We start from the raw sequence: 16,022 nt of genomic DNA on the forward strand, positions 1-16,022 counted from the left end.
GAAGGGAGGACCGCGCAGATGGATATGAACGGCAAGACGGTCATGATTACGGGGGCAAGCCGGGGTATCGGCGCCGAAGCAGCACGGGTGTTCGCCGATGCAGGTGCCAATGTGGCGCTGCTTGCCCGGTCCCAAGAGGCAATCGCCGAACTGGCCGGTGAACTTGGGCCCAAAGCCATCGCCATCCCCTGCAATGTCGCCCGCTATACAGAGATGGCGGCGGCGGTTGAGAAAACCGCAAGCGCCTTTGGCGGTCTCGATGTGCTGATCAACAACGCTGGCGTGATCGAGCCGATCTCGCATCTGGCCGATGCCGATCCTGACGAGTGGGGACAGGTGATTGATGTAAACCTCAAGGGGGTCTTCAATGGCATGCGCGCGGCCTTGCCAGTGATGAAGGCACAAGGGGCCGGGTCCATTCTGACAATTTCTTCAGGCGCGGCACATCACCCGATTGAGGCATGGAGCCATTACTGCGCCTCTAAGGCTGCTGTGAACATGCTGACGCGCTGTGTGCACAAGGAAGAGGCCGGGAACGGCATCCGCGCCATGGGCCTGTCGCCCGGCACCGTGGCCACCCAGATGCAACGCGAGATCAAGGCGTCTGGCATCAACCCTGTCAGCCAACTGGATTGGGAGGATCACATCCCGGCAGACTGGCCCGCCAAATGTCTGCTGTGGATGTGCGGCGCCGAGGCAGACCGGTTCATCGGGGATGAGATTTCCCTGCGGGATGAAGACATCCGTCGCGCGGTGGGGCTGATATGATCGACCTTAACAAAGAGGCGGACGTCTGGACTGTCACCATCAACCGTCCCGACAAGGCGAATTCGCTGACGCACGCGATGCTGAGTGAACTGGCAGACATCATGGAAGACGCACAATCTGCCCGGGCGGTGATCCTGACGGGAACCGGCAAGGTCTTCAGCGCCGGTGCCGATCTGGAAGAAGCCGTGGCCGGGCTGGCGAAATCCGATGTCTGGGAGCGGTTGTCAGGCGCGATTGCCGCGCTGCCGGGTCTGACGATTGCCGCCTTGAACGGCACCTTGGCGGGGGGCGCCATGGGCATGGCGCTGGCCTGTGACCTGCGCATCGCGGTGCCGGGATCGAAGTTCTTTTACCCGGTGATGAAGCTTGGTTTCCTGCCGCAGCCGTCCGACCCTGCCCGCATGTCGGCCCTGATCGGTCCTGCGCGCACCAAGCTTATCCTGATGGGCGGTCAGAAGATCGAGGCCGAAGAGGCCCTGAGATTTGGTCTGATCGACCGGATCATAGAGCGGGATGACCTGATGGCGCACGCGCGTATGCTGACCGAGGATACGGTTGCTGCCGCACCGGAGCACGCCATCGGGATCAAGGAGATGTGCGGTCCGGGACCCATGGCGGGCGATCCGGGGACCGTCTGATCAGATCAGCGGCACAAAGGGCACGTCGCAGGCGGCAAGTAGGGTCAGAGCCGTCAGGGTCAGAAGAATGCGCATGGGGTGCCTCGTTTCACTGCCTTTTTTGCACGATCCGTCCTGCCGGGCCAGGTGTCAAGCGCGGTTGGCGAATGGATGCCGTTCCGCCGAGGCAGCCCGTTGCACAACGCCTGGCAAGTGATCCTGTCGTCCTGGGGCGCGTCTATTGCGACATCAAGAACTCTGCCACGGCCTGATAGGCAGGGAGGGAGGTCGGATCGATGTATCCGTTCTGTGCCCTCGGGAAAGAGGCAAGGCGGACTAGAACCATCTGTGCCGTCGGGTCCACATAGATGGTCTGACCATGCACCCCGCGCGCGGCATAGGCACCGTGGTCATTGTGAAATACCCACCATTGGCTGGTGTAGCTGCCGCTGGGCAGGGTGGGGAAGCCACTGAACTTGGCCGGGTCGCCCCCGGCTGCAATGGTCTGGACAACCTCGGCCGGAAACAGTTTTTTGCCGTTGATTTCCCCTTGGTTCAGCATGACAAGACCCAGCCGTCCGAGATCACGCAAACCTGCGGTCACGCCTCCGCCAGCGAAGGGGACACCCTTGCCGTCAACGGTCTGGTAGGCATCCTGTTCGGCTCCCATGGGCCGCCAAAGCCGGTCAGAGGCCAGTTCAGTGACTGACTTTCCCGTGACCCGGCTGATGATCCAGCCAAGCATATCTGAATTGATGGTCTTGTAGTGAAATGCATCGCCGTGTTGCCCATCGGCTGCGACCTGCTGGAGGTACTCCCAATATCCGTTGGGCCCAGCGTAATCCTCAGGTTTCGGCAGCGGGCTGGCGGCGGCGGAGTACAACCAGATGTCCGCATTAGGATCAGAGTAATCCTCGGAGTATTTGACGCCCGTGGTCATATCCATGACCTCGCGGATCGTAACAGTCGCAAAAGCGCTTTCGCCGATTTCAGGGATGACATCGCGTACCAAAAGCGTGTCATCCAGCACCCCTTCAACGACGAGAATTTGGCCCAGTAGTCCCGTGATCGACTTTGTCATCGACATGATCGCGTGCTTGCCGTCCTCCTGCAGACAGCCAAAATAGCGCTCGTAGACGACCTGCCCTTTATGCAGGATCAGGATGCCATCGGTGTAATTGGCATAGAGGGATTCCTCCCACGTCATCTCTTTTTCACCGTTGATCGGCATGAAGCTGAGCGCATCGATGCTTTGACGCAGATCGGCAAAACGGGCGGGCGACGGGTATTGCAACGCCACAGGAGCAGCGGTGCCACGGCTGATTTCTTCGGTCGGAAGAAACTCGCGCAGGTGGCAGACCGACCAGCGCAATTTGGGAAAGCTGAAATAGTTGGAATCGGGTTGCGTGATCAGCTTGTCAGCGGGCGGGGGAAAACCCTGCATCCATCCCATGACGCGAGGATCGGACTCCTTGGCTGATAGGACATCAGTCTGAGCATGAACCGCTGTTGTGACAGGTGTAAGCAGCAAACAAAGCACACCGGTGATTAGATTTTTCCAATATCCAAGCATGAAACCCTCCCCTCAACGAATCTTGATTTATTAGTTGATGTTAGCGCAGGGACGGCTGATTGTCTGCGCAACGCCCTCATCGACCACGCCGCTTGCCCGGCACCTTGGATCGGAACCCGGGCGGGCGCTTGGCCACCCAAGCCGCGAATTTTGCAAGGCGCGGATGGGTTCGCAGCGCCTCTGGCGTGCTGAAATGCCGTGCCAGTTCCGCTTCTGAAAGCGTCGCATGAATTTCCCGGTGGCAGATGTGATGCATCAACACTGTCGGGCCGCCTTTACCCCCTTTCAGTTTCGGGATCAGGTGGTGCAGGCTTTGCGGGACGTCCCCGGGGATCGGGCGAAGGCAAAGCGGGCATATCGGGTCGGACATCAGCAAAGACCTTGAACGCGGACGGCGGGACGGGCAAGAGGATGACGCAACACCGAAGAAAGACAAGGCGCAGGTATGGAGTTTGATCTCTCCCAACAGCCGGAAATCGTACAGCAAGCCTACGGGTATGCGGTGCAGGCATGGGAGCTGGCGATGAGCTGGCTGCTGAGTCCCGAGGCGTGGTCGCAATTTGGCCTGCTGGTATTGGCGTGGCTTCTGGCGGGTCTGATTTCCCGAAGGATGCGCCCGGCACTGGCACGGGTGATTGATCCGGGCGAGAAGGAGAACCTCTTTTCGACGCCGCGCCGCTTCCTGTTGCAGTTCCTGCCGCTGATCTCGCCCCTGCTGGCCTATGCCCTGACGGGCATCGGGGAAAGCATCGTGCGGTCGCTCTTTGACAGCGGTGCCGTGATTGCGTTTGGCAAGCGGGTATTCTTGTTCCTTGCGGCGCGGGCGCTGGTGCGGGACATCATCACGGACCCGTTCCTCAAGCTGCTGGGGCGCTATATCCTGCTCCCGATCATGGCGATTTACACGGTCGGGCTGCTGGACGTGGTGAGCGCACGGTTGAGCGAAACCATCGTCGGCGTCGGCAACATTCGATTTTCGCTGATGACGCTGGTGCGCGGCATTATCGCGGGGTCGTTGCTGTTCTGGCTGGGCCAGTGGTCGAACAGCCAAACCACGGCGCTGATTGCGCAGAACAAGGAAATGCGCCCCTCCATCCGCCAGTTGCTGATCAAGACGGCGGAGTTCACGATTTTTGCCATCGCGTTCCTGCTGCTGATGAACATTCTTGGGATCGACCTGACAACGCTTGCGGTCCTGGGTGGTGCAATCGGTGTGGGGCTGGGCTTTGGCCTGCAAAAGATTGCGTCGAACTTCATCTCTGGCGTGATCCTGTTGGTCGAAGGTCAGGCGACCGTCGGAGACTACGTGGAGCTGGACGGCGGCGAGCAGGGCAAGATCGTCAAGATGATGGCACGGGCCGCAATACTGGAGACATTCGACGGGCGCTGGATCGTTGTGCCGAACGAGGATTTCATCACGACGCGTGTGGTGAATTATTCAGACAGCGGATCGGCAAACCGCTACGAGGCGCCGTTTTCGGTCAGCTACGACACGGACATCAACAAGATCCCGCCGCTGATCGAAGCAGCAGTGGCATCCCACCCGGAAGTGCTGGACGTCCCATATCCTCCCGATTGCGAACTGCGTGGTTTTGGCGAGAGCGGCATCGATTTCGCGGTGGAATTCTGGGTGAACGGTCTGGATGACGGGCCGAACAAATACACGTCAGATGTGCTGTTCCTGATCTGGAATGCCCTGAAGGACGCCGGTGTGGAAATCCCGTATCCACAGCGGGTGGTCGAGATCAAAGGCGGACTGCCGAAAGAAACGCCGTGAACCATGCCGTGGTAATCGGGGCCGGTCCGGCGGGGCTTATGGCCGCGGAGGTCATGGCGGCGGCCGGGCTAAAGGTGACCCTGTGCGAGGCCAAGCCTTCTGTCGGGCGCAAGTTTCTGATGGCGGGAAAGTCCGGGTTGAACCTGACCAAGGACGAGGCGCTGGACCCTTTCACAGAGGCATTCGCAGAAGCAACCGGGCCTTTGGCCTCAATCATCCGGGCTTTTGATAGTGATGCGGTGAAAGCCTGGGCGCAGGGACTGGAGCAAGAGGTCTTCACCGGCTCCACCGGCCGGGTGTTTCCCGTGGCGATGAAAGCCTCGCCCTTGTTGCGCGCCTGGATGGGACGGCTTGCCGAGACCGGCGTGGAGGTGCACACGCGCTGGGCGTGGCAGGGATGGCGCGACGGGGCGCTGATATTTAGTACACCTGAGGGTGAGCAAACGCTCGCTGCTGATGTGACCGTGTTGGCCCTGGGCGGCGCAAGCTGGTCACGATTGGGGGCAACCGGGGAATGGGCGGATATCCTCAAACGGCAGGGTGTGGAGATTGCGCCATTTGCTGCAGCCAATGCGGGTGTTTCGGTCAAGTGGTCGAGCCATATGTCCAAACATTTCGGTGCTGCATTGAAAGGGGTGGCATGGCATGCTGGTCCCTATACATCGCGGGGCGAAGCCACGCTTTCGGCGCGGGGGCTCGAAGGGGGCGGTATCTATTCCGTCTCGAGGGGCGTGCGCGAAGGCCATCCGCTGACACTTGACCTGTTCCCCGATCTGACGGTGCCCGATATTACTGCACGGCTGAGCAAGCCGCGCGGCAAGGCCAGTCTGTCAAATCACCTCCGCAAAACGCTGAACCTGTCTCCGGCGCAGATCGCCCTGGTGCAGGAAATGGCACGTCCCTTGCCGGATGGTCTGCGAGCCACGGCCCGGCTGTTGAAAGCGTTGCCCATCAAGCACGCGGGCTTGCGACCCATGGATGAGGCCATCTCGACCGCGGGCGGCATTCCGTTCGATGCACTTGACGACACATTGATGCTGCGCGATTTGCCCGGCGTTTTTGCCGCCGGGGAAATGCTGGACTGGGAAGCGCCGACCGGTGGATACCTGATCAGCGCCTGCCTTGCGACAGGGCGCTGGGCGGGGCTTCATGCTGTCGAATGGCTGCGCAAGGCAGGGTAGGCGCGGCCTTATCCCGGTTGCTTGGCCTGTGCGGCCTTGAACGCATCACGTTCGCGCATGGATTTCGCCCATTCGCCAAGGCGATCGTTCACACGGGGGAAGCCCGCGCCGATTGACCAGTTGATGCAGTGCACTGCCAGAATGTCAGCATGGGTCATGTGATCGCCCATCAGGAACGGACCTTCCAGCCGGTCTGCCAGAACGTCGGCTGAGCGGATGAATTCAGCTTTCAACGCGTCCTTGATCGCGGGCACGCGGCTTTCCTCAGGCAGAACAAAGCTGTGTTTCGCGGCAGTCCACAGGATCGCGTCGAATTCGTCGATCAGCCAGAAGGTCATGGCATCTTGACGGGCGCGGGCAGGGGTGCCTGCGGGCGCGGTCAGCTTGCCGTGTTTGTCGCCAAGATACGTCATGATCGCGACGCTGTCGGTAAGCACGTCCTCTCCGTCGATGAGCGCGGGAATTTTGCCCAATGCGTTGTACTTCTTGGCCTCGTCTGAACGGGGTCCAGCGTCGATTTGAATGTACTTCTCGCCCATTTCTTCAAGCATCCACATGACGCGGAAAGCGCGGGATTTGGTGGCTCCGATGACGGTGTACATGGGCAGTCCTTTCAGTGGGTTATCTTTGAGCGCCCAGCATGGCGAGGCGAATGAAAGCGCGTTCAACAAGTGCCAGACTTGGGGCATTCTGCCCGGCTGAGCGCAAGGTAAGGTCGGTGTCGGTCAACACGCTGAGGGCAGTCTCCAGTTTGGCCGCGCCCCAGCTTTTGGCCTGTCGTGCCACCCGGTCGCGGTCGCGCACGCCGTAGATGGGCGCGCCGGGGCTGGCCGCAATCCGGTAGAGCGTGCGGAAATGGCGGATTGCCATAATGGTAAGTGTGACGGCGGTGACACCCTGAGCTTGCAGTTTGCTCATAACGGGGCCGATGTCGCGCGCGCGGGCTTCGGCGACCACGTGCAATATGTCGTCGACATCCGCCTCAGTCGAGGTGGGGGCGCAGGCCATGATATCTTCTGTGCTCAGCCCGGTGTCATCATTCAGTTTGTAAAGCGACAGTTTTTCTACAGTCTGGCGAAAATCACCGGGATCAAGGACGCGGGCAAGATCGGTCAGGGCCGGCATTGCCTCGCCATCGGGGTGCAGCCCGGCATCGCTGAGCATGCGCTCGATCTCGGCCCGGTCGGGTGGGTTGTCATAGATGGCGGCCGCAAAGGCGCTTGGATGTGCTTCGAATGCCTTGCGCACTTTTGAGGTCTTCTTGAGATCACCGCCGGTGACGACGATCTGTGCATCGCCCGGCTGCCAGTCAGCCAATGCGTCGATCAGGATCTTCGCGACATTGTCGTTCGCGTCCTCGACGAAAGCTGCGCGCGGGCCGGGAAAGAAACCCACCGCCTTGATCGCGTCCAGCAACATCGCGGGATCGCGACGCAGGTCTGCCGCCGGAATGCGGGTAAGACGCATTTCTTCTTCGGCGTTCGGCCCAAGCAGTGCCTTGACGAACTCCTGCCGCTTCAATGCGACACGCATTGCATCGCCCCCAAAAATCAACAGGCCGGCATTTTCCGGATCGGGGCGCGCGAAATAGGCGTTGGCATCGCGGGTGTTGAGTTTCATGTGCCTAGATCTGCCGCGTATAGGCGCGTGACGATCTGATCTGCGATCACGTTCATCAGACGCTTCTGCGCGTCCTGCTCTCCGGCAAGGGTTTCAACGGTTGTTCCGGTGGCGGAATATCCGACGAAGTTTTCAACTGTACCAGAGGTTACCACCTGACCACTATCAAGGCTGCGCAGACTGAATTGAACAACCCCGATCAGGTTGAACCGCCCGGTATCGCCTTCGCGGTCAATGGCAAGACGCGCTTCGGATGTGTTGATGATCATTGAAAGCGCAAAGGCCGGATCGCTGCTGCGGCCCAGCCGCTCTTCCAGTTCCCGCACCAAAAGGTAGCTGTCCTGTGAGCCGGGCGGATCCACAAGCACGCGGTTTTGCAGGGTCTGGCCGTTTCCGCCCGGACCGTAGATCGGTGTGAACCCGCAAGCGGCAAGCGCCAGCGGGGCCAAAAGCACAAATCTGCGGTCAGGCAACAACATTCACGATCCGTCCGGGGACAACGATGACTTTCTTTGGTGCGGCCCCATCAAGGGTCCGGATGACAGCTTCGTGGGCGAGGGCGATTTTTTCAACCTCTTCCTTGGCCATATCGGCGGGCACGTTGATTTCTGCACGCCGCTTGCCATTGACCTGGATCGGCATGGTGATCGTGTCGTCAACCAGCATCGCTTCGTCCGCCTTTGGCCAAGGCGCGTTGACGATCAGACCGTCGCCGCCCTGATGGGCCCAGACATCCTCGGCCAGGTGAGGGGTCATCGGGGACATGAGCTGCGCGAGGGTCATGATCGCCTCGCGCTGTGCCGCGTACCCGGCCTTGGATTTCTGCAAGGTCGCGGTGAAAGCATAGAGCTTTGCGATGGCCGCGTTGAACCCGAAGGATTCGATTCCCATGGTCACATCATGGATCGTCTTGTGCATGGCACGGAGCAGATCGTCATCGCCTTCGCCTTTTGCATCCTTGTCCATCTGTCCGATCTTGTCGCACAGGTTCCAGACACGAGTGAGGTGTTTGAAGGCGGCTTCGGCACCTGAGGCCGTCCACTCCACGTCCCGTTCCGGGGGCGAATCGCTCAGCACGAACCAGCGGGCGGTGTCGGCGCCGTAGTTCGAGATGATGTTCAGCGGGTCGACCACGTTTTTCTTGGATTTCGACATCTTGGCCGAAGGGATGATCTCGACCTCGGTGCCATCGGCCAGTTTGCCGTCGGTCACGTCCTCGGGCAGATGATAGACGGGTCGCCCGTTTTCATCGCGTGTGAGGTAGATCTCATGCGTCACCATGCCTTGGGTAAACAGGGCATCAAAAGGTTCAATCGCGGATTCCGGCAAGTGCCCCGTGATGTGCATCGCACGGGCAAAGAAGCGCGAGTAAAGCAGGTGGAGAATCGCGTGTTCGATGCCGCCGATATACTGATCGACATTCATCCAGTATTGCGCGTCTTCCATGTTTGTCGGTGTCTCGGCGCGCGGGGCGGTGAAGCGGGCAAAGTACCACGACGAATCGACGAATGTGTCCATCGTGTCGGTCTCGCGCTTGGCCGGTGCGCCGCAGGCGGGGCAGGTGCAATCGCGCCACGTGGGGTGACGGTCCAGCGGGTTGCCGGGCGTGCTGAAATCCACATCATAGGGCAGTTCGATAGGCAGGTTCTCTTTCTTTTCGGGCACCACGCCGCAGGCGTCGCAATGCACGACGGGAATCGGGCAACCCCAGTAGCGCTGGCGGGACAGACCCCAGTCGCGCAGGCGGAATTTCGTCACGCCCTGACCAACGCCATTCTGCTCGCAGAAGTCGATGGCGGCGTCGATGGCTTCTTCGCCGGTTTGCCACTGCTCTCCAGCAAAGCCCCGGTTGTAGAAGACCTTGTCGGTCTTGGGCGGGACGTAAGCCTCATCAAGCTCTTCGGCGCTTTCCTCGGACGGGAGGAAAGTCGAAATGATAGGCAGGCCGTATTTCGTGGCGAATTCAAAGTCACGCTCGTCATGGGCGGGGCAGCCAAAGATCGCACCGGTGCCGTAATCCATGAGGATGAAATTCGCGATATAGACCGGCATTTCATGCGCGGTATCAAAGGGATGGCGCACACGGATGCCGGTATCAAAGCCAAGCTTCTCAGCGGTTTCGATAGCTTCTTCGGTGGTGCCGCCGGTGCGGCACTGGGCGCAGAAGGCTGCGACGTCTTCATTCTCGCGCTCCAGCACCTTGGCAAGCGGGTGGTCCGGCGAGATGCCGACAAATGACGCGCCCATCAGCGTGTCGGGGCGGGTTGTGTACACTTCAATTCGGTCATGGCCATCGGGCGCATCAACGGTTGAGAACGCGAATTGAAGCCCGCGCGATTTGCCGATCCAGTTGGCCTGCATCAGCTTGACCTTGGCGGGCCAGTTATCAAGCGTATCCAGCGCCGAGAGCAATTCTTCGGAATGTTCGGAAATCTTGAAGAACCACTGCGTCAGCTCGCGCCGTTCCACCAAGGCACCGGAACGCCAGCCACGGCCGTTTTCGACCTGTTCGTTGGCAAGAACGGTCATATCGACCGGATCCCAGTTTACGATGGCGTTCTTGCGGTAGACCAGATCAGATTCAAGGAAATCGAGGAAAAGCGCCTGCTGCTGGCCGTAGTATTCCGGGTCGCAGGTGGCAAATTCGCGGGACCAGTCAATGGACAGACCCAGCGGCTTCATCTGGCCGCGCATGTCGTCGATGTTGCCGTAGGTCCAGTCCTTGGGGTGGCCTCCGATGGCCATCGCGGCGTTTTCGGCGGGCATGCCGAAGGCGTCCCAGCCCATCGGGTGCAGCACGTTGTGGCCCGTCGCAATCTTGTAGCGCGCGATCACGTCACCCATCGTGTAGTTGCGCACATGACCCATATGGATGCGCCCGGACGGATAGGGAAACATCTCAAGCACGTAGTACTTTGGCTTGGACGCATCGCGCACGGCCTTGAAGGTTTCGTTCTCTTCCCAGGCTTGCTGCCAACGGGCTTCAATTTCAGCAGGGATATATCGGGACATTACGGTAGGACCTTTGAGAATTGAAAACGCCGGGCTGTTGCCTCGACAGGGCCCGGCGCGAAAGTAGTATAAGAGTGTTCGGGCTCAGAGACGGTTATCGGCAATGCGCAGTTCGCGGGCGCGGCTGAGAATTGCATCCTCAACCGCACGGGCAGTGGCCCTGTTGACGGCCCGTCCGCCACGCGTTTGCAACGCCACATTCAAAGACCGCGCATCAAGAGCAGGATCATCGATCAGGACAGTCGCACGGTAGGACCGCCCGCCACCGGGAGGGGTGCCATACCCAGTTACGATCACTCCGGTGAAGGGATCGACCGACTGCACAGGCAGAAAGTTCAGCACCTCAAGAGAGGCAGACCACAAATACTTGTTTACAGAGACCGAGCGTTCCGCGCTCTTGCGGTTAAAGATCGACCAGATCGTGTTGTTCGGATCTGTCTCAATGTTGCTTGGGTTGTTTGCATTTGTATATGTGTCAGGGCGCGCGGTGGCCTCGCTGCCCAGATTGCGCAGGGTGCCGCAGGCGCTCAGCATGCCCAAAAGCATGACAGCGATTCCGATTCTGCAGAGGGTGTTACGGACCATTACAGCGTTCCTTTGCCTGTTTAGGCAATGGTCTATCCAAGCGGCGCTGCGTGGGCAAGGCATATGTATTAAGGCGATTCTGGGATCAATCCGGCGCAACCGGCCCTATTCTCCCCCGTCATGCGACGACCCTGTGTTAAAACTGTGGCAAAGCTGCACCATTGGGCCGAGCAATGGTGAGATGCGATTTGTGCTTCTTGCCAACCAATGGGCATTGGATGCAAACACCCTCATGTACCCTTTCCGGATTCCCCGGTCTGGGCATGTGAATTCAAACCGAGGGAAAACTCATGAAAAAAGTTCTCTTCGCTACAACGGCTCTGGTTGCGACCGCCGGCGTTGCAGCAGCAGACGTTACCTTTGGCGGCTATGGTCGCTTTGGTGTAATCCACGTAACTAACCCGACTGGCACGAACGAAACAAATGTGACGTCTCGTTTCCGTCTTCAGATCGATGCGACAGCAGAATCTGACGCGGGCGTGACATTCGGTGCACGTGTTCGCCTCGAAGGCGAAGAGCGTGATGAAACTAATGGCAACCGTCCGAGTTTCAACGGTGTGCGCTACTTCGCACGTTCCGGTGGCCTGGAAGTCGGTGTTGGTAACATCTTTGGCGCGCTGGAATTCATGCCTGGCATGTACCCAATCGATCTGGGTCTGACCGGTCATAACTACGACTACACCGCGTACAACTTCGGCGGCGACGCGTACTCCTCCGGCGGTCTGGGTTCTGCCGGCTCCAACGGCGTTGAACTTCTGTACTCCGCAGGCGACTTCTCCGTACACGTTTCTGCTTCGGAAACACAAAATGCCGACCGTATTGCAGCGCACATTGCTTACACTTGGAACGGCTGGACATTCGCTCTGGGTGGCCAGGATTCCGACCTCGCAACAGACACCGAGCTGGCGGCATCCGTTGGCGGTTCCTTCGGTCCGGTTGACGTAACGCTGGCCTTTGCTGACAACGGCACAAAAGGTGATCACATCGTTCTGGCCGGTCGTGTTGATGTTGGCGCAGCGACAAACGTCGAAGCCTACGTTGCAGATGCTGATCAGTGGGCTGACACAAGCTTCGGTATCGACTTCAATCACGACCTCGGCGGCGGTACCTCCCTGCGTGGTGGTGTTTCCACAGGCGGTAGCCTCGGCGACGAGTCAGCTGTCGACTTCGGTGTGCGTTTCAACTTCTAAGTTGAACGTCACTTCGGTGATTTGGGGCGGGCCTTTGGCCTGCCCCTTTTCTTTTGTGCAGGCCTGTTGTTATTTGCGCCTCTGAACCGGAGGAACCAAGATGAGCCTGCAAGAGATCAAAGACCGCATTGCACAAGCTGAGAAAGACGCTGGTCGCGCTGCCGGGTCGGTACATCTGATCGCGGTCAGCAAAGTACAGCCCAATGAACGTGTGCAGGCCGTGCTGGAACAAGGCCACCGCTGTTTCGGCGAGAATAAGGTGCAGGAGGCTGCAGGCAAATGGCCTGCGTTCAAGGAAATTTTCCCGGGCATCGACCTACATCTGATTGGCCCGCTTCAGTCTAACAAGACACGGCAGGCCATGGACCTTTTCGACGCCATCCATTCGGTCGACCGCCCCAAGCTGGCCAAGGCCATCGCGCGTATAGCGCAGGAAGAAGGCAATTGTCCGGATCTCTTCGTACAGGTGAATTCCGGCGAGGAGGAGCAAAAAGCCGGGGTTTTGCCCGCTGATGCAGATGCGTTCATCGCGGATTGTCTATCGATGGACCTGCCCGTGAAAGGGTTGATGTGCATTCCGCCAGTGGACGAGGAGCCGAGCCTGCATTTCGCGCTGCTGGCCAAGATCGCCGCGCGCAATGGTCTGACGGGCCTTTCCATGGGAATGAGCAGCGATTTTGAGCGCGCCATTGCCTTGGGCGCCACGCACGTGCGCGTCGGATCGGCAATCTTTGGCGCGCGTGTCGCGGGTTGATCCAGAGGAGCGGCTTCGCCGCACTGCATTATTGATTGGCTCTTGTGCGCTGACGTAGTTTTACGTCCGGGCTGGTGATGCGTTCTGGGGTTGCGAGGCTTCTGGCTCACCATCCCAGAGGGTCTGGTGCCACCATCGCTTGATCCCGTCCATGTCAGACCGCCACCCGCTTCCCAAGAAGAATAGCGGTATCCCGCAAGCGGGTCCCTCCGCGATTCGTCTTGGCAACCGGCTGTCGCCCTGCCCTGACATGCTCAAGCGACGGCGGCTCCAGCCCAGAGAAAGGGTGACGGGGCAGTCCAGTGCTCAGGGGATGACCAAGCGGGTACGGTGTCGGATGCGTGGGGCGATGTGGTGCAGGCTTTGCCTTGAGAGGGCGATGCAGCCTTCGGTGGGATAACCCGGTCGACGCCATTGGTGGATGAAAATTGCCGACCCGCGTCCGGGCACGGCATAGGGCCAATTCCAGTCTGTCAGCAGGATCAGATCGTAAAGCGGGTCACTGCGGCGCAATTTTTCATGACTGTGGGGATAAGGCGCACGGACCATCATGTTGTAATCTTCGTCGCCGGGACCATCAGACCAAAGATCGCCGGGGTGGATGGGGACGGCCCAGTCTGCCGGCCGCGCCATGCGGTCGGGGCGGTAGAGCATGCCCACGATCCTGTGAGCCCCCCGTGGTGTTGCACCATCCCCTTCGCGTTTGCGGCTGGTGAGTCCGCCCTTTCCGATGGTGCAGGGATAGGTACGACCCAAAAACCGCAGGCCCTTCGGGCTTAGGACCATATCCCATGGCGATGCTGTACGGTTCACAGAAGATGCCCGGACTTCTTGGCCTTGGTGGCGAGGTAGGCTGTGTTGTGGCGGTTCTCGCCAACACGCAGCGGCACGCGTTCTGCCACATCGATACCACTTGCCTTCATCATTTCGACCTTGCGCGGATTGTTCGTCAGCAAACGGACAGCAGAAAATCCCATGGATTTCAGGATGTCCGCGCCAAGCCGGAAATCGCGTTCATCATCTTCAAAGCCGAGGCGGTGGTTCGCCTCCACCGTATCAAATCCCTGATCTTGCAGTGAATAGGCGCGCATCTTGTTGGTCAGGCCAATCCCGCGCCCTTCCTGGTTCAGATAAAGCAGGACGCCGTGGCCTTCTTCCCCCATCTGCGCCAGTGCGGCACGCAATTGAGGGCCGCAGTCGCATTTGAGGCTGCCCAGCAGATCACCGGTGAAACAGGCAGAATGGAGGCGGGTCAGAACCGGCTTGGCACGGTCCGGTGACCCGATCTCAATCGCATAGTGTTCTTCGCCGCCGTCCTCTGGCCGGAAAATATGCAGCCGCCCGGCTTCGGAGACCTCCATGGGCAGTCGTGCGTTCACGACCGGATGCAGGTGGCTGCGCGTTTCCAGCGCCGAAGCAGCAGCATTCAGATCAAGCGTGGTGAGATGATTCTGAGCCGCAAAATCCACGCCGCCGGGAAGATCCAGCACCAAAGCGGCGGGCAGCAATCTGGCAGATTTTGCCAGCTGAAGGGCGGCACGGTGTACATCTGTCGCCCCCCCTCGCGCACAGGCGAACGGGCCTTTCATCGGGGCGCGCAGATCATCTGCGGGATTTGCAATGCTTTGGACCCAGGCGGGTGTGGCATCCTTGGGCAACGCAATACGTGCCAGATCGCCGTCATAGACACGTGCCTTGAGCGTCTCGGCCCGGCGTGCAGTGATAGCCAGCACAGGTTCGCCCCCCAAGGCAAGCAGATCGGCAAGACGTTGAGACGTCAGCGTTTCCGCAGCCATCACCAATGCTGTACTCTCACCGTGCAGCATCACAGGTACACCCATCCGCAGGTCTGCGCGGGCGCGTGCCAACTGCTCTGTTATGTCGGGAGCAAAGCTCATCTTTTGTTACGACTCCGGGTCTGGATTGAAAGATATCTATGTCAGGCGGGGCGGAATTGAAACATTTGAGCGGTATTGGCACACGAGCCCGTGAAAGAAATGCACAAAACCTTGTCGAAGATCGCGACAGACCACATTTCTATATTAACGAACAGTGGAGACAGCCCAATGGCGCAGTTGAAGAAGATATTGCTGGTGGATGATGATGACGATCTGCGCGAGGCGCTGAGCGAACAATTGATCATGACCGAAGACTTTGATGTTTTCGAGGCCGCCAACGGTGGTGATGCCATGACGCGGGCCAAAGAAGCCATTTACGATCTGGTCATTCTGGACGTTGGTCTGCCCGACACTGACGGTCGCGAGTTGTGCCGCCTGATGCGCAAGCAGGGCGTGAAAAGCCCGATCATGATGCTGACAGGACATGACGGTGATGCCGATACGATCCTTGGCCTTGACGCAGGGGCAAATGACTATGTCGCAAAGCCCTTCAAGTTTCCCGTCCTGCTGGCGCGTATCCGCGCGCAGCTTCGACAGCATGAACAATCCGAAGACGCGGTTTTTCAACTTGGGCCATATACGTTCAAGCCATCAATGAAGATGCTGATCACTGAAGACGAAAAAAAGGTGCGGCTGACTGAGAAGGAAACCAATATCCTTAAATTCCTCTATCGTTCGACCGACGGTGTGGTGCCGCGCGATGTGCTGTTGCATGAGGTGTGGGGATACAATGCAGGCGTGACCACCCATACGCTCGAGACGCATATCTACCGGCTGCGTCAAAAAATTGAACCAGATCCGTCAAATGCGCGCCTTCTTGTGACCGAATCTGGCGGGTACAGATTAGTTTCATAGACCGGGAACTTTTCCCGATTCTCGGAGTTACAATTCAAGAGCGTGTTTTTTCATGAGTTTTCGCTCTTCCTAGATCCCGAAGTTTGTGTCCGGGTAATGACACATACCTCCCTGTTGGACTGGCCGGACCTTGGTGTCCGGCCTTTTTTCTTGTGGTGATCGCTATGGCGGCCTGCTGACACACGGGGTAGG

Annotated in this window: 16 protein-coding genes; 7 read left to right on the forward strand and 9 right to left on the reverse strand. The window is 59.2% G+C overall.

Annotated features, from left to right (window positions below; genetic code table 11):
* The first annotated feature begins 18 nt into the window (after positions 1–18).
* Positions 19–768: an SDR family oxidoreductase gene (locus tag GV827_RS09740; RefSeq protein WP_164353619.1), complete on the forward strand. Its 750-nt coding sequence runs from the start codon at positions 19–21 to the stop codon at positions 766–768.
* A complete protein-coding gene (locus GV827_RS09745) occupies positions 765–1,406 on the forward strand; it encodes an enoyl-CoA hydratase/isomerase family protein (protein ID WP_164353620.1) in 642 nt (213 codons plus the stop codon). Before GV827_RS09740 ends, GV827_RS09745 begins: the two co-directional genes overlap by 4 nt.
* Before the next feature lie 217 nt (positions 1,407–1,623).
* On the opposite strand, the gene GV827_RS09750 is transcribed toward GV827_RS09745, so the two are convergent.
* Both GV827_RS09750 and GV827_RS09755 read right to left on the reverse strand, forming a co-directional pair.
* Positions 1,624–2,829, reverse strand: coding sequence for a serine hydrolase domain-containing protein (locus GV827_RS09750; RefSeq protein WP_235930312.1), 1,206 nt, complete (start codon positions 2,827–2,829; stop codon positions 1,624–1,626).
* 205 nt (positions 2,830–3,034) lie between these two features.
* The gene (locus GV827_RS09755) at positions 3,035–3,328 is read right to left on the reverse strand and encodes an HNH endonuclease family protein (RefSeq protein WP_164353622.1); all 294 of its coding nucleotides are present in this window, start codon (positions 3,326–3,328) and stop codon (positions 3,035–3,037) included.
* A 75-nt stretch (positions 3,329–3,403) separates the two neighbouring features.
* Here GV827_RS09755 and GV827_RS09760 point away from each other — a divergent pair, with 75 nt between their 5' ends.
* Positions 3,404–4,735, forward strand: coding sequence for a mechanosensitive ion channel family protein (locus GV827_RS09760; RefSeq protein ID WP_164353623.1), 1,332 nt, complete (start codon positions 3,404–3,406; stop codon positions 4,733–4,735).
* A complete protein-coding gene (locus tag GV827_RS09765; RefSeq protein WP_164353624.1) occupies positions 4,732–5,916 on the forward strand; it encodes a TIGR03862 family flavoprotein in 1,185 nt (394 codons plus the stop codon). Before GV827_RS09760 ends, GV827_RS09765 begins: the two co-directional genes overlap by 4 nt.
* A gap of 8 nt (positions 5,917–5,924) precedes the next feature.
* Here GV827_RS09765 and GV827_RS09770 read toward each other — a convergent pair whose 3' ends face one another.
* The 5 genes from GV827_RS09770 to GV827_RS09790 form a co-directional block, all read right to left on the reverse strand.
* Entirely contained in the window at positions 5,925–6,518 is a 594-nt protein-coding gene (locus GV827_RS09770; RefSeq protein ID WP_164353625.1) for a glutathione S-transferase family protein, read from the reverse strand.
* Between the two features lie 19 nt (positions 6,519–6,537).
* Complete coding sequence (gene holA, locus GV827_RS09775) at positions 6,538–7,536, reverse strand: DNA polymerase III subunit delta (protein ID WP_164353626.1); 999 nt, start codon at positions 7,534–7,536, stop codon at positions 6,538–6,540.
* Entirely contained in the window at positions 7,533–8,015 is a 483-nt protein-coding gene (lptE, locus tag GV827_RS09780) for an LPS assembly lipoprotein LptE (protein ID WP_164353627.1), read from the reverse strand. Before lptE ends, holA begins: the two co-directional genes overlap by 4 nt.
* Positions 8,002–10,548, reverse strand: coding sequence for a leucine--tRNA ligase (gene leuS, locus GV827_RS09785; protein ID WP_164353628.1), 2,547 nt, complete (start codon positions 10,546–10,548; stop codon positions 8,002–8,004). Before leuS ends, lptE begins: the two co-directional genes overlap by 14 nt.
* Positions 10,549–10,632: 84 nt before the next feature.
* A complete protein-coding gene (locus GV827_RS09790; RefSeq protein ID WP_164353629.1) occupies positions 10,633–11,133 on the reverse strand; it encodes a DUF3576 domain-containing protein in 501 nt (166 codons plus the stop codon).
* Between the two features lie 290 nt (positions 11,134–11,423).
* Here GV827_RS09790 and GV827_RS09795 point away from each other — a divergent pair, with 290 nt between their 5' ends.
* Both GV827_RS09795 and GV827_RS09800 read left to right on the forward strand, forming a co-directional pair.
* Entirely contained in the window at positions 11,424–12,323 is a 900-nt protein-coding gene (locus GV827_RS09795; protein ID WP_164353630.1) for a porin, read from the forward strand.
* Between the two features lie 100 nt (positions 12,324–12,423).
* Positions 12,424–13,077 (forward strand): YggS family pyridoxal phosphate-dependent enzyme, encoded by a 654-nt coding sequence (locus GV827_RS09800; RefSeq protein WP_164353631.1) that lies wholly within the window; start codon positions 12,424–12,426, stop codon positions 13,075–13,077.
* Positions 13,078–13,383: 306 nt separating this feature from the next.
* Here GV827_RS09800 and GV827_RS09805 read toward each other — a convergent pair whose 3' ends face one another.
* The gene (locus tag GV827_RS09805; protein WP_164353843.1) at positions 13,384–13,863 is read right to left on the reverse strand and encodes a L,D-transpeptidase family protein; all 480 of its coding nucleotides are present in this window, start codon (positions 13,861–13,863) and stop codon (positions 13,384–13,386) included.
* Between the two features lie 23 nt (positions 13,864–13,886).
* Complete coding sequence (gene ribA, locus GV827_RS09810; RefSeq protein WP_164353632.1) at positions 13,887–14,975, reverse strand: GTP cyclohydrolase II; 1,089 nt, start codon at positions 14,973–14,975, stop codon at positions 13,887–13,889.
* 168 nt (positions 14,976–15,143) lie between these two features.
* On the opposite strand from ribA, the gene GV827_RS09815 reads away from it, so the two are divergent.
* Positions 15,144–15,830 (forward strand): response regulator transcription factor, encoded by a 687-nt coding sequence (locus GV827_RS09815; protein ID WP_164353633.1) that lies wholly within the window; start codon positions 15,144–15,146, stop codon positions 15,828–15,830.
* Positions 15,831–16,022 lie beyond the last annotated feature (192 nt).

The organism is Sulfitobacter sediminilitoris, assembly GCF_010667575.1.
GTDB lineage: Bacteria > Pseudomonadota > Alphaproteobacteria > Rhodobacterales > Rhodobacteraceae > Sulfitobacter > Sulfitobacter sediminilitoris.

What these genes read in the sequence shown, in the direction of transcription:
- GV827_RS09740 (WP_164353619.1), top strand. Translation starts at nt 19, where the DNA reads ATGGATATGAACGGCAAGACGGTCATGATTACGGGGGCAAGCCGGGGT.
- ribA (WP_164353632.1), bottom strand. Translation starts at nt 14,975, where the DNA reads ATGAGCTTTGCTCCCGACATAACAGAGCAGTTGGCACGCGCCCGCGCA.
- holA (WP_164353626.1), bottom strand. Translation starts at nt 7,536, where the DNA reads ATGAAACTCAACACCCGCGATGCCAACGCCTATTTCGCGCGCCCCGAT.
- GV827_RS09795 (WP_164353630.1), top strand. Translation starts at nt 11,424, where the DNA reads ATGAAAAAAGTTCTCTTCGCTACAACGGCTCTGGTTGCGACCGCCGGC.
- GV827_RS09770 (WP_164353625.1), bottom strand. Translation starts at nt 6,518, where the DNA reads ATGTACACCGTCATCGGAGCCACCAAATCCCGCGCTTTCCGCGTCATG.
- GV827_RS09790 (WP_164353629.1), bottom strand. Translation starts at nt 11,133, where the DNA reads ATGGTCCGTAACACCCTCTGCAGAATCGGAATCGCTGTCATGCTTTTG.
- leuS (WP_164353628.1), bottom strand. Translation starts at nt 10,548, where the DNA reads ATGTCCCGATATATCCCTGCTGAAATTGAAGCCCGTTGGCAGCAAGCC.
- GV827_RS09805 (WP_164353843.1), bottom strand. Translation starts at nt 13,863, where the DNA reads ATGGTCCTAAGCCCGAAGGGCCTGCGGTTTTTGGGTCGTACCTATCCC.
- GV827_RS09750 (WP_235930312.1), bottom strand. Translation starts at nt 2,829, where the DNA reads ATGCAGGGTTTTCCCCCGCCCGCTGACAAGCTGATCACGCAACCCGAT.
- GV827_RS09800 (WP_164353631.1), top strand. Translation starts at nt 12,424, where the DNA reads ATGAGCCTGCAAGAGATCAAAGACCGCATTGCACAAGCTGAGAAAGAC.
- GV827_RS09815 (WP_164353633.1), top strand. Translation starts at nt 15,144, where the DNA reads ATGGCGCAGTTGAAGAAGATATTGCTGGTGGATGATGATGACGATCTG.
- GV827_RS09760 (WP_164353623.1), top strand. Translation starts at nt 3,404, where the DNA reads ATGGAGTTTGATCTCTCCCAACAGCCGGAAATCGTACAGCAAGCCTAC.
- GV827_RS09755 (WP_164353622.1), bottom strand. Translation starts at nt 3,328, where the DNA reads ATGTCCGACCCGATATGCCCGCTTTGCCTTCGCCCGATCCCCGGGGAC.
- lptE (WP_164353627.1), bottom strand. Translation starts at nt 8,015, where the DNA reads ATGTTGTTGCCTGACCGCAGATTTGTGCTTTTGGCCCCGCTGGCGCTT.
- GV827_RS09745 (WP_164353620.1), top strand. Translation starts at nt 765, where the DNA reads ATGATCGACCTTAACAAAGAGGCGGACGTCTGGACTGTCACCATCAAC.